The 12,591-nt window shown below is 49.7% G+C and carries 10 protein-coding genes; 4 read left to right on the forward strand and 6 right to left on the reverse strand.

The features are described from left to right. Positions 1-78: 78 nt before the first annotated feature. The 6 genes from BN1247_RS00300 to BN1247_RS00325 form a co-directional block, all read right to left on the reverse strand. Positions 79-2,880 carry an FtsX-like permease family protein gene (locus BN1247_RS00300; protein ID WP_054948572.1) on the reverse strand — a complete coding sequence of 934 codons (2,802 nt, stop codon included), beginning with the start codon at positions 2,878-2,880 and terminating at the stop codon, positions 79-81. Further along, positions 2,840-3,571 carry an ABC transporter ATP-binding protein gene (locus BN1247_RS00305; protein ID WP_054948573.1) on the reverse strand — a complete coding sequence of 244 codons (732 nt, stop codon included), beginning with the start codon at positions 3,569-3,571 and terminating at the stop codon, positions 2,840-2,842. Before BN1247_RS00305 ends, BN1247_RS00300 begins: the two co-directional genes overlap by 41 nt. A 92-nt stretch (positions 3,572-3,663) precedes the next feature. Then, positions 3,664-3,978, reverse strand: coding sequence for a DMT family transporter (locus BN1247_RS00310; RefSeq protein WP_054948574.1), 315 nt, complete (start codon positions 3,976-3,978; stop codon positions 3,664-3,666). After that, positions 3,979-4,989, reverse strand: coding sequence for a DMT family transporter (locus tag BN1247_RS17365; RefSeq protein WP_231633043.1), 1,011 nt, complete (start codon positions 4,987-4,989; stop codon positions 3,979-3,981). A gap of 70 nt (positions 4,990-5,059) precedes the next feature. Continuing rightward, positions 5,060-5,800 (reverse strand): DUF4097 family beta strand repeat-containing protein, encoded by a 741-nt coding sequence (locus BN1247_RS00320; protein ID WP_054948575.1) that lies wholly within the window; start codon positions 5,798-5,800, stop codon positions 5,060-5,062. A 290-nt stretch (positions 5,801-6,090) separates the two neighbouring features. After that, positions 6,091-7,767, reverse strand: a complete 1,677-nt coding sequence (locus tag BN1247_RS00325) for a glycoside hydrolase family 13 protein (protein ID WP_054948576.1) — start codon at positions 7,765-7,767, stop codon at positions 6,091-6,093. Positions 7,768-8,137: 370 nt separating this feature from the next. Here BN1247_RS00325 and BN1247_RS00330 point away from each other — a divergent pair, with 370 nt between their 5' ends. The 4 genes from BN1247_RS00330 to BN1247_RS00345 all read left to right on the forward strand — a co-directional run bounded on the left by BN1247_RS00330 (position 8,138) and on the right by BN1247_RS00345 (position 12,505). After that, positions 8,138-9,457: an ABC transporter substrate-binding protein gene (locus BN1247_RS00330; RefSeq protein WP_054948577.1), complete on the forward strand. Its 1,320-nt coding sequence runs from the start codon at positions 8,138-8,140 to the stop codon at positions 9,455-9,457. Positions 9,458-9,581: 124 nt separating this feature from the next. Next, positions 9,582-10,442, forward strand: a complete 861-nt coding sequence (locus tag BN1247_RS00335; protein ID WP_054948578.1) for a carbohydrate ABC transporter permease — start codon at positions 9,582-9,584, stop codon at positions 10,440-10,442. Further along, entirely contained in the window at positions 10,442-11,257 is an 816-nt protein-coding gene (locus tag BN1247_RS00340; protein WP_054948579.1) for a carbohydrate ABC transporter permease, read from the forward strand. The genes BN1247_RS00335 and BN1247_RS00340 overlap by 1 nt, the downstream gene beginning before the upstream one ends. Before the next feature lie 225 nt (positions 11,258-11,482). Further along, positions 11,483-12,505, forward strand: a complete 1,023-nt coding sequence (locus BN1247_RS00345) for a LacI family DNA-binding transcriptional regulator (RefSeq protein ID WP_054948580.1) — start codon at positions 11,483-11,485, stop codon at positions 12,503-12,505. Positions 12,506-12,591: the final 86 nt, after the last annotated feature.

Consider the following 12,591-nt stretch of genomic DNA (forward strand, 5'->3'; position numbering starts at 1 on the left):
ATTCTGTACTAAATGCGTGTCTGCTTGGGTGTCAATGCGGCTAACAGAATTGTTCGCGTACACCTACTCAAGTCACGTTTACTCGTTTTTTAACGTTTCATTCAATGAGACGTTAGCAGCTTTCCAGCCCGGGAGCAAACTCGCGAGCCCACTCGTCACAAGGGCTAACGCAAATCCGGCCCAGACCGACTTCCATGAGATGGCAAAAGGGAGCGGCATCCACAAATCGCCGTTTTGTACGGCTGTTAGGTACATCATGAGTACGCCCATCGCGCCGCCGACTAGTGCTGCCACAGTGCCGCTAATAAAGGCTTCACTCAGTATGACTTTCATTACTTGCCAGCGGGTAAAGCCGAGGGCCCGCATCGTGCCGACTTCGCCGCGGCGTGCCATCACCTGCATAAGCCACGCGTTGGCCATACCGATCCCAGCTACAATTATACTAAAGATAGCAACAGTACGGAGTAAGGTAGTCATCTTCTCCGTTTGCGCTACGCGTACTTGTAGGATGTCGGGTAAGGTGGCAATGTGCGCGATATGTGTAGCGTCGCTTTGCCAGATTAATTTTTTTACCGTTTGTTCGCGGCCGTCAGCTACGTTTAGTAACACTTCTTGCTGTGCGCCGATGTGAAAATCTCTGGCGAATGCGTCTTCGTGCACAAACCCGACGTAGCCGCCGCGCGTCATCGTCTTCACGACACCGACGACGGTAAACGGCTTTATGCCAGTCGCTGTGTCGAGTGCTATTTGTTCCCCAACCTTGCCATCCCAACGTTCGTAAGCGGTGACGCCGAGAACGACTGTGCGCGGGTTCTTTAGCTTTTCCAAAAGTTCTCCGTGTGTGTGTTGGTCGTTCGCTGCAGTTTCCCCGGAGGAAAATATAGGGGAACGCGCCATTTGTTCCTCGTTGACACCGTACACGTCGAACGTCCCTAACTGATCGCCTGCCTGCCAGTTTACGTCATTCCTCTGCACAGCAGTGGTAGATTGGACGCCGTCGATCTGTTGTAGTTGACCGATTTGCTCCGCCGAGCGCGGGCGGTCATAGTTGACCCGCACATCGCCACCGGACGTTTGTCGCGTGAGATCGATGGCTCCTTGCTCAAATGAGAGGACGAGCGAGCCGAGAAAAACGACTAAGGTGATGCCGAAACTCAAACTAGCCGCTGTCCACGCCGTACGCGATTTGTGGCGTGCGATGTTTTGCACTGTGAATCGACTCTCTCGCCCAAATAACAGGCGGTTGAGCGGAGCGGGTATCCGCTGTACGACAGCAAACGCGTACGGCAATAGTAGGGCGATACCTAGAAAAAACGGGACAAAAGCGACCATGTGGTTGACGAATAAGCTCGGTAGTAGCATGGCGAGTCCGAGTATGACTCGGGCGCTTTCGAGCGCGGGTTCAAGTGGCGTTGCCACGCCTTTAAAGACATCTACTGCACTGATACGGCTCGCGTTTACTAGCGGAACGATTGCCGCGGCGAGCGGAATGACGATACCTGCAGAAAAGGCGGCGATCATCGGCGTTAGCCACTCAATACGAAACTGTATTTTGTCTTGAAACGACTGAAACAGTATGTCGGTCAGTCCGAGCGATAACAAAAACCCTAGTCCCAGACCGAGGAGCGCCCCGGTGAAAGCGAGTAAAAACAGTTCGCGAAACAGATGGCCAGTTATTTGCCGTGGGGTATAGCCGTACGTTTTCATAATGGCAAATTCGTCGCGTCGTTCCGCGACGCTCATCGACGACGTGTTGTACATAATGAAGGCACTAAGAATCAAGCTAATGCCGCCGATGACGTACAGCATGCTGTACAATTCCGCAAAGCCGACCCCTACGCGGTGTCGGTCGGCGACGACGGCGCGTGTGCGGAGCCCCTCTTCCGGTGCCGACGCCAGCGACTCGTCCAGTTGCTCGCGCACGAATCGCGGCGCGAGATCGTCCTGAGCGCGAACGTATACTTTGTCAATGCGGCGCGTGTCTTGTTCGAGACCTGCGGCGCCTTGTTCGAGTCCCGCGTCTTGTCCAAGCCATTCTTGTAACGTCTCAAGTGGCAACAACACGTGCCACGCTCGCCCACTAGCGGCCGCCCAGCTGTCGGGATTAAAGAAAAACAAGGGGTTGCGCACGACTGCAGTCACTGTTACCTCATGTGTTTCTGAATGGTCTGTAACGTTGCGTTTACTTGTGCCACCGTAGGGGGCGCTAGGGCTATCGGACGTTCGACGGCGTGCGTCATTGTCTGAAGACCGTTGATCCGATCGATTAGCGCGTTCATCCGTCCCGCCGAAAGAAGAGTGTTCATCCGTCCCGTCGCGTCCAAGTTCGGGACGATTGCCTCTTTGTCCCAGGGTGACGCGATCACCGACTTGCACATCCCACACGGCGGCCGTTTTTTCATCGACGACGAGTCCGTCTGCAGTGAGGTCTCCCGCGAGCACTTCCAACTGCAAAATGTCGCTCGTCATGTCATCCACGCCGATGACGTTCACTTTGTGTGGTTCGTCTTGCTGGTTCTGACTGGCATTGGCTTCTGTAGACGTACGAACTTCTGTAGATGTACGGGCTTCTGTAGATGTACGAGGTAAGCGATCGAGGGAAAAAGGTACGTCTAGCCGGCCGACGGTAGCGGCAACGCCTTTTATTGCTGCGGCGCGCTCGACCCAATCGCGTGTGAGACGCCCCTCGCTACTAGAAATGTAAAAATCAGCGTTGCCGTCTGCGCGGTCAGCGATTTCTTCCAGCGTGCGCTCGGTCGTCTGCACCGTACTGAGTACGGCCGTCGTTGCGCCGACCCCGACGGCGATGGCGATGACCGTAAGGAAAGAACGCCACTTTTTACGCATTAAAATCCGCCAGGAAACCTGCCATGAGTTCATCTTTATCGGCCTCCTCGCGCAAAATTTCAGTTTCTATTTTACCGTCTTTCAGCATGAGGACGCGGTCGGCGTAACCCGCTGCGAAAATGTCGTGCGTTACCATGACGATTGTGTGGTGTTCTTCTTTGTGTAACTTAGCCAACAGCTGTAAGATGTCGTTCCCTGTTTTGCGGTCGAGATTGCCGGTCGGCTCATCAGCTAAAATAAAGCGCGGGTTAGGTGCCAATGCGCGCGCAATAGCGATGCGCTGTTGCTGACCACCACTTAAGGTGTGCGGAAACGATGGCGCTTTGTCTTCTAAATCCATTGCGGAAATTAGCTTCGTGACACGAGTTGTAATTTCAATTTGCGACACGCTGTCCGCGTGAAGCGGAAAAGCGATGTTTTCCGCCACCGTTAGCGTCGGCAACAGGCGATAGTTTTGAAAGATGAAGCCGATGTTGCGGCGGCGGAACATGGTGCGCGCTTTTTCGGATAATGTGTTTAAAGAGATGTCGTCGATGACGACTTCTCCGGTTGTCGGTACGTCCAATCCGCCGAGCAAATGCAGCAAGGTACTTTTTCCAGAGCCACTCGGGCCCATCACGGCGACGAACTCACCTTTTTTTATGCTTAGATCCACGTTAGCGAGCGCTTGGAACGTTTCATTGCCGTTCTGAAACGTGCGACTTAAATTCCGGGTAACGATCATGTTTACCTCTCCTACGGGGAATGATCAACACTTGTTAAGTGGTGTACCGTGGCCCATCCAGTGCAAGGTGACGTTGTGCATATTTGATGCATTCAACTAATTATCTTTAACGTAACGACAATCATCAATATACCGGCGATGCAGAATAGACGCAGCACATGGCGCGATTCTTTAAAAAAGAGGATACCGACGACTGCGGAGCCTAACGTACCAATTCCGGTCCAAACGGCGTAGGCAGTTGACAGTGGGATGACCTGCATTGCCGTCGACAAAAAATAAAAGCTCGTAATGAAGCCGCCATAGAGTAACAGGTTGTTCGTCCAATTGTCATGTGTGGATGTTTGTTTGATGCCGACCACCCCGACAATTTCAAACAAACCCGCGATGATAAGATAGGTCCATGCCATTTATGCCGCCCCCCGACTGGTATCGCCCGTCAACTTTAATCCGATAATAAACAATGTTAGCAGCAAGATGAGCGCAATTTTGAGTAAGCTGATTGGCTCGTGGAAAAAGAACATGTCAGCTAAGATCGTTCCACTTGCCCCGATCCCAGCAAAGACAGCGTAAACCGTGCCGATCGGTATCGCCTTGGCCGCGCGCACGAGCAAATCAAAACTGCCAAGCATCGCGATGACCGTCAGTAGGCCGATTGACCCCGTTTTTAATTGGCTGGCCCAAAAAATTTCCAGTAAGCCGCCGGCACATACGTACAACCAGGCGCGGCTAGTCGATAGACGTTGCACGCCTTCTGCAGGTTGCACGCCTTCAGCAGGTTGCACATCTTCTGCAGGTTGCACGTCCTCTGCAGGATATACGTCCACTGAAGGAGCGGTCTTAATCCTTTGCTCGACATCGCTCGCCTTTTGCGTGCGATTGGCAAGGTCTATCCTATGTGTCCGGGAAGTATTTTCTTCATTTCGATACTGGTTGATGTGGTTTGTCTGATCGAACGCATCAGCCCGCCCGCTTCTCCGTGTAGTGTCCACTCGGTTGATTCTTTCGGTTTGCGTAGTGTCGCGCGGCGGTTGTTTCGGGAAAACCGTATACCACAATCCCCAACCGACGGCGTGAACAATGAGTCCTTTCATCCACAGCGCACTTATTTTGTTGACGAAGTCATTTTGGAAATAACCGTTTTTGCCACTTAACAACCACTGTAGAAACTGCCCTTCGTATGAGCCGGCCGGTAGGTCAGCAGGCGGTACGAGGCCGAACAAAAAGATACACGCGATGTGCGCAGCGACAAAAATGGTGGCGTGGCGATAGACATAGGCGCGCTCCAACTTGGCGTGGGCTGCACCGTACAGTGGATGTTCTTCATCCTTGCGACTGCCTGGCGGAAATCGGTCTGTACTGTTGTGGCGGCTCGTTAGAAATCGCTCCGTATTGCTGTTTTTGCCGTCAGATGGCTTCATTTGCTTAACTCCTTTCGCCGTCGGTTTATGTTTTTCCTGTTAATTGCGTGTGTGACGCAAGCGTTATTGGCTAGCGGGTAACCGTAATGTTTCCAGACGTCGCTCTCAGCTGCACATCGTGTTCACCGTTACCGCTCGTACCTGACAGTGTGTGCTTGTCAGACGAACTCGACATCGTAAAATCGACCTGTTTGGAACCGGAAGTGGTCGTCGCTCGGACGGACATGTTCGGCTGCTTTTCATTTAGCTTCAGGAGAATGTTCCCGCTCGTACTCGACAGATTGATATCGGTGGCAAACGTGGCAAAATCGATCGATACGCCCCCACTCGTCGTACTGCCGCTTATGTGTCGCGCCGTCAGGCCATGGGCGTCGAAGCGACCTGACGTCGTGTCAAATTGGATGTGATCTAAGCTCAAGTCCCGCAGCTTAATGCTGCCCGACGACCCGGAGAACTGCACATTGTGTTGAAACGACTTGGGGACGTTGACCGATAGTTTCGGCCCTAACGATTGACTTAATGTAATGATCCCCAGGCGAAACTCTCCGCCTTCCATCCCGATGTCGACGCTACTGTCGCTCTTTGACAACGCGAGTTTCGGTCCGTTTTCTGTCGTCGCAAGGACGACATCTAACGTGTCGGTGTCTCCGTAGCTTACTTCGACAGGCGTGTTGCCGTGAGTGATGGCAATTGTGTCGATCCCGTTCACTTCGACCGATGCGGCATCTGTCGCTTGCTCACCTCCGAGACCAGAACAGCCAGCAACGACTAACACAGCTACCAACAATGGCAGGATGACCCTGTTTGCCATTCGCTTAATCCCTCCAATAAAAAACGTTCGCGAAGAAATGCTCGGCCTATATACTGAGTATATACATACTGAGTATACAAACGCAGCGGGGAAATGGCAACCCCAATTTTCAAATGTGAGCGCACAAAAAAAGAAGCCTGCACACAGGCTTCCAAATTCCGTTCATTTGGCTTTCTGAACCCTCAAATATACCGAAAAGGGGTCGTGTTAAATGGCCTCGTTTTCGGTACTGATCACAGATCAACGAGAACTGATCAAATAGCTGGGTTAGTACAGGCGAAAGCGGCATGTCACACGCGGTAAATGCGCGTTTCGTACGGTTTTAAGGCGAACGCCGTGAGGGGATCGTGTGGGGAGACGTCGTAATTGTGCAACAGGAGCTGATCACGGTGCAGCTGAAAAGTGTCGCAACGATAGTCGGCTTGTTGCGGCGATAAGTTACAGATGACGACGACTCGCTCGCCTGAGAGTGTCCGCGTATAAGCATAAATGTACCGATCATCCGCTAATAGTAAGTCGTACGTGCCGTAAGTAAACAGTTCATGTCCTTTTCTTAACGCGATGAGCTGTTTGTAAAAGTGTAAGATAGAGCGAGAGCCCTTGTCAGTGCTACTTATGCTCTGCTTGGCGACGTTAATCGCTTTATAATTCGGATTCACGGCGAGCCACGGAGTGCCCGTTGTAAAGCCAGCGTGGGGCGCATCGCTCCACTGCATCGGGGTGCGTGCATTGTCCCGCGCCGTCGCCCAAATCGAAGCCATAATCGTTTCGTGTGGTACGCCTGCTTCGCGCTTTAGGCGGTACGTGTTTTTTACTTTGACGTCATCATAGGCATCGATCGACGGGAAGCGGACGTTCGTCATGCCGATTTCCTGCCCTTGATAAATAAAGGGAGTGCCTTGCATTAAAAAGTACATTGCCGCCAGTGCGGTTGCGCTTTCGTACCAATACTGTTCATCGTCGCCCCACGTAGACACTGCGCGCGGAATGTCGTGGTTTTCAATGTATAAGGCGTTCCATCCTCTTCCTTCTAACCCTTTTTGCCACCGTGTGAGTACTTGTTTTAGGCCGACAATATCTACTTCCCGCCGTTCCTCCGTTTGCCACAAATCTAAATGCTCAAATTGAAAAATCATGTTCATCTTGCCGTGCGCCTCATCGACCCAAAGCGGGGCGTCTGCGGCTGACACACCGTTTGCTTCTCCTACAGTCACAATGTCGTAGTTAGCAAAGGTTCGCTCTTTCAACTCTGTTAAATAATCGTCAATACCGTCCACGTTCATATGATTGGCGAACGAGGGGACGTATTTAAGTCCGTCGGGATTCGGCATGTCGGGGAGCCCTTCCGCCTTTTTAATGTGGCTAATGGCATCAATGCGAAATCCGTCGATCCCTTTATCTAGCCACCAGTTGATCATCTCGTAAACCGCTTCGCGCACCTCGCGATTTTCCCAATTTAAATCGGGTTGTTTCCGCGAAAAGAGATGCATGTAATATTGATCAGTCTCTTCATCGTACTCCCACACCGAGCCGCCAAAAATACTTTCCCAGTTGTTCGGTTCTTTGCCATCTTTGCCGTCGCGCCATATGTACCAATCGCGCTTCGGATTGTCTTTAGATGAACGAGATTCAATAAACCACTCGTGTTCGTCGCTCGTATGATTGACGACTAAATCGATGATTAATTTCATCCCGCGTCGGTGCGTTTCTTGTAACAATTGATCAAAATCGGCCATCGTGCCAAACTCGGCCATAATCGCTTTGTAATCGCTAATATCGTAGCCGTTGTCGTCGTTGGGAGAGGCATACATCGGACAGAGCCAAAGGACATCAATACCTAAATCGCGTAAATAATCCAGTTTAGAAATAATGCCTTGTAAATCGCCGATCCCGTCGCCGTTGGAGTCCATAAAACTGCGCGGGTATATTTGGTATGCGATCGCTTCTTTCCACCATACTTTTTTCATACGTCTCGCCTCTTTCTGTGAAGCAAATAGTGCAATCGGTTGTCATACAACGCTATCGTAACAAGGTATGAAGGAAATGTAAAGTAAGGTTGGTGATTAACCGTTAATATGAATAATTAGTGACTACAATAGCTGTTGTACACACATGGGATTGCAGATTGTAATCAATTATGATAGTGTTAGTAGTGCAATCGGTTGCTCAAACTTAAGCCCTGATTTTACAGTTCGCAGCGCAGTTCACATGTGCTATGAGGCAATACGCGACATAAGGGCGCGATCCAAAGGGACAGTTTTTGAACAAAGATGTTGTTAAAGTACGTTGTCGTTGAAAAGGCGTACATATCGAATCCATGAAGGAGGAACGAAACAGATGAAGACACGGAAAGTTTTTTTAGCTATGGTCGCGCTGTTGCTCGTCGTGAGCGTCGGTTTGGTCGGTTGTTCATCGACGAGTGGTGGAGATGAGGGGAAAGGCAGTACAGAGAGTAAAGACAAGGAACAAGTTACTTTGGATGTGTTTCAATTTAAGGTAGAGTTTAAGAAAGCGTTTGAAGATGTTGCCAAAACGTATGAGAAGGAAAACAGCAATGTAAAAATTAACATCACGACTGTCGGTGGCGGCGAAGACTACGGCGCTGCGTTAAAGTCTAAGTTTGCTTCCGGCAACGAACCAGCTATTTTTAACGTCGGCGGACCGCAAGACGTTCTCGATTGGGATGGGAAACTAGCAGACCTCGCAGATACGAAAGCAGCGGCCGCGGCGTTAGAAGGCACGCTTGACGGCGTCCAAAAAGACGGAGAAACGTTAGGGCTACCTTACAACCAAGAAGGTTACGGCTTTATTTACAACAAGAAGGTTTTTGCCGAAGCTGGTATTGACGCGGACAAAATTAAGAGCTTTACAGATTTGGAAAAAGCGGTAAAGACGTTAGATGAGAAAAAAGAAAAGTTACAGCTAGACGCTGTGTTTGCGTTCCCCGCGAAAGAAACGTGGGTGACGGGGCTGCATTTGGCCAATACGTTTTTGGCTCCCGAATTTGACCACAACGTGTTAAACGCCTTCAATGCCGACACCGTAGGATTTAAGTACGAAGACGCCATGAAAAAAGTTGTGGACTTACAAAATAAATACTCCGTGCAGCCGACGGTCAGCCTCGACTACTCAAAACAAGTCGAAGAACTATTCTCGACTGAGCGTGTGGCGATCATTCAGCAAGGAAACTGGGTGTATAACTCGATTGCCGATATTGACCCGGAGCTCGCTGAAGAACATATCGGAATCATCCCGATTCCAGTGGAAGGATACGAAGAAGACGTTCTCCCTGTCGGTGTGCCGATGTACTGGGCCGTCAATAAAAACAAAGATGAGCATGTGATCGAGGAAGCGAAGAAATTTCTCGATTGGTTGTACACGAGTGAAGAAGGTAAAGAAATCGTCTTGAACGACTTTAAATTTATTCCCGCTTATGACGGTTACGATGCGGACAAGATTGCCGATCCGTTAGCGGCCACTATTTACGACTACGCCCAAAAGAAACAGACGATCGGCTGGATCTTCATGGGTGAGCCAACTGGCTGGGGACAAAATAAACTAGGGACGAACATCCAAAAGTACCTTAGTGAAAAGATGAGTTGGGACGACGTCATTAAACAGTCGCAACAAGCGTGGGAAAAGGCGCGAAAGAAATAAACGGTGCTCACAGGTAACGTTCGCAGAGGTTTTGGAAAACAAACAAAGCGGCATCGTCGGTATGCTGCTTTGTTTTCCCGCACAGTTCTTTAGAAAACGTCATTTACAGTAGGAGTGTCCGTTCATGCGAAATCGGGATGTGGCGTTTTGGGTTTTTTTAGCGCCAGTTTTAGTTGCTTTGCTAACCGTCGTCATCATGCCGTTAATTATCGGCACGTATTATTCGTTTACCGATTGGAACGGCATTGACAGCAAGCAGTTCGTCGGCTTTGCAAACTACAGTGAACTATTTCAAGACGAGGAGTTTTTAAGTGCACTGTGGTTTACGGCCAAATTCTCGATAGCCTCTGTCCTCGCAATTAATGTCATCGGCCTCGGCTTGGCCGTCATTGTGACGCAAAAAATTAAGTCGCGCTTTTTTTTGCGCACCGTCTTTTTTATGCCAAACTTAATCGGTGGCTTGATCCTGGGCTTTATTTGGCAGTTCATTTTCATTAAAGTGTTTGCCAGTTTAGGTGACCTCTTCGGGGCTCAGAACTTGCAAGGTTGGTTGTCGACGACAGAAACAGGTTTTTGGGGTCTTGTCATCTTAATGACTTGGCAAATGGCCGGTTATATTATGGTTATTTATATCGCTTATTTAGAAAATGTACCGCAAGAGTTACTCGAAGCGGCCGACTTAGACGGGGCCAATCGCTTTCAGCGCTTCCGTCACATTACGTTTCCACTCGTGGCACCAGCGTTTACCGTCAGTATGTTTTTAACGCTGTCCAATTCCTTTAAACTGTACGATCAGAACTTATCGCTGACCGCAGGTGGTCCGTACAATTCGACGCAAATGATAGCGATGGAAATTTTTAATACGGCGTTCGGTGAAAATCAAATGGCGTATGCGCAGGCGAAGGCGGTCATTTTCTTTGTGATTGTGGCAGTTATTTCCTTGACGCAAGTGTACATTAACAAAAAACGGGAGGTAGAGATGTAGTGAAAAAAAAGCACCCGTACGTTACCGAAATTTTCGGCGTGTTGTTGGCTTTATTGTGGCTCTCCCCGTTTTATTTAATGATCGTCAATTCGTTTAAAACAAAACGAGAGATTTTTACCGACACGTTGCGCATCCCAGAAGTATGGACGGTCGATAATTACGTCGAGGCGTTCGCGCAACTCGACTTTGTGCAGACGTTAATGAACTCGCTAATCATTACGGTTGTCAGTGTGACGGTGATCATCGTCTGTTCCGCCATGGCCGCTTACGCTCTTTCACGCAATAAAAGCAAGTTGAGTGGGCTGCTGTTTTTTGTGTTCGTTGCGGCGATGCTCATTCCGTTTCAGTCGGTCATGATCCCACTTGTCTCCATTTTTGGTAAAATGGAGATGTTAAATCGGATGGGGCTGATCTTTATGTACCTAGGGTTTGGCTCCAGCTTGTCGATTTTTTTATTTCACGGCACACTTAATGGGGTCCCAACGGCGCTAGATGAAGCGGCGGCAATCGACGGTTGCAACAAATATCAAACGTTTTGGCGCATTATTTTTCCGTTGTTAAAACCGATTGCTGTGACGGTCGGCATTTTAAACACGATTTGGATTTGGAATGACTATTTATTGCCCTCTCTCGTCATAAATCAAGAAGGGACGCAAACGATCCCGCTAAAAATGTTCTTCTTTTTCGGCGAATACACGAAGCAGTGGCATTTAGCGATGGCAGGGTTGACACTCGGCATCATTCCGGTCATTGTCGCTTACTTTTTTGCGCAGCGACAAATTATTAAAGGCGTCGCGGAAGGTGCGGTTAAGTAAGGGGACGACATATAGGCAATTTATGAGCGCCAGTTATTATTATTCGCGACGTGATTAAGCACTGCGTGACTATGCTCAGAGATAATATATACTGCATGATTAGGACTTACGCTATGAAGCCCAGCTTATGAAGCCCAGCGTTATTAAGCCCACACTGTTATGAAACGGGACGAGATGAAAATGTACGCTAGTTGGCGTGACGAAGTTAGGAAGGTAGATTCAACGATGGCAATTACGATCAAAGACGTGGCAAAAAAGGCGCAAGTCGCGCCTTCTACTGTGTCGCGCGTCATTGCGGACAGCCCGCGCATTAGTGAAAAAACGAAGCGGAAAGTGCGCAAAGTCATGGAAGAACTCGGGTATCATCCAAACATTAACGCGCGCAGTTTAGCGGTGAAAGCGACGCAAACGATCGGCCTCGTCATGGCGCGTTCGACGAGTCAATCGATGCACAACCCTTTTTTTCCGGAAGTCATTCGCGGCATAAGTGCGTACTGTCGACAAAAAGAGTATAGTATTTCGATGACGACTGGCGAAACGGCGGAGGAAATTTTTCAAGATGTCGTAAAGATGGTGCAAGGGAGTCGCGTCGACGGCATGCTCGTGTTGTATTCGCGTAAAGACGACCGGGTCGTGCAATATTTAAAGGAGATCGATTTTCCGTTTGTCCTCATTGGAAAGCCGCCAGCAGAAAATGCGGGGATTACTTACGTCGATAACAATAATTACCGCGCCGCAAGAGAGCTCACAGACTATTTAATCGGCCTTGGCCATGAAAAAATTGCCTACATCGGCGGGGATGTGAAGCTGACGGTCACACAAGAACGGTTCAACGGTTACAGTGAAGCGATGCGGTTAGCCAATTTCGCCGTATCAGATGACTATGTGAAGTACATCGCTTTTGAGCGGGAGGAAGGAAAGCGAGCCGTCAACGAAATTATGGACTTACCGCAGCCGCCGACGGCATTGATCGTCGCCGACGATTTAGTTGCTCTCGGCGTGTTAAGTGCGCTGCAGGAAAAACAGATAAAAGTACCTGAAGAGGTGAGCGTCGTCAGTTTTAACAATGCGCTCATATCGGAATTAGCGAGCCCGCCGTTGACGACTGTCGATATTAACATTTTTCAATTAGGCTTTGAGGCGGCGAAGTGCGTGTTGGAGCTCGTCGAGCAACCGGAGATGATGAGTAAACACGTGATTGTACCGACAGCGATTGTGAAACGAGAGACGTGTCGCCGGAGAGACTAAGCGACTTGGCAACTATCGCAATTCCTTGTGCAGCCTTTGTACGGGATTTGACTTGTATCGCTAATTTAAGCAGGCGCATGAGAACG

Source organism: Numidum massiliense (assembly GCF_001375555.1).
In the GTDB taxonomy this organism is placed as follows: Bacteria; Bacillota; Bacilli; order Thermoactinomycetales; family Novibacillaceae; genus Numidum; species Numidum massiliense.

Coding starts and splice junctions, on each gene's coding strand:
- BN1247_RS00330 (WP_054948577.1), top strand. CDS start 8,138: ATGAAGACACGGAAAGTTTTTTTAGCTATGGTCGCGCTGTTGCTCGTC.
- BN1247_RS00320 (WP_054948575.1), bottom strand. CDS start 5,800: ATGGCAAACAGGGTCATCCTGCCATTGTTGGTAGCTGTGTTAGTCGTT.
- BN1247_RS00335 (WP_054948578.1), top strand. CDS start 9,582: ATGCGAAATCGGGATGTGGCGTTTTGGGTTTTTTTAGCGCCAGTTTTA.
- BN1247_RS17365 (WP_231633043.1), bottom strand. CDS start 4,989: ATGAAGCCATCTGACGGCAAAAACAGCAATACGGAGCGATTTCTAACG.
- BN1247_RS00300 (WP_054948572.1), bottom strand. CDS start 2,880: ATGAACTCATGGCAGGTTTCCTGGCGGATTTTAATGCGTAAAAAGTGG.
- BN1247_RS00310 (WP_054948574.1), bottom strand. CDS start 3,978: ATGGCATGGACCTATCTTATCATCGCGGGTTTGTTTGAAATTGTCGGG.
- BN1247_RS00345 (WP_054948580.1), top strand. CDS start 11,483: ATGGCAATTACGATCAAAGACGTGGCAAAAAAGGCGCAAGTCGCGCCT.
- BN1247_RS00305 (WP_054948573.1), bottom strand. CDS start 3,571: ATGATCGTTACCCGGAATTTAAGTCGCACGTTTCAGAACGGCAATGAA.
- BN1247_RS00325 (WP_054948576.1), bottom strand. CDS start 7,767: ATGAAAAAAGTATGGTGGAAAGAAGCGATCGCATACCAAATATACCCG.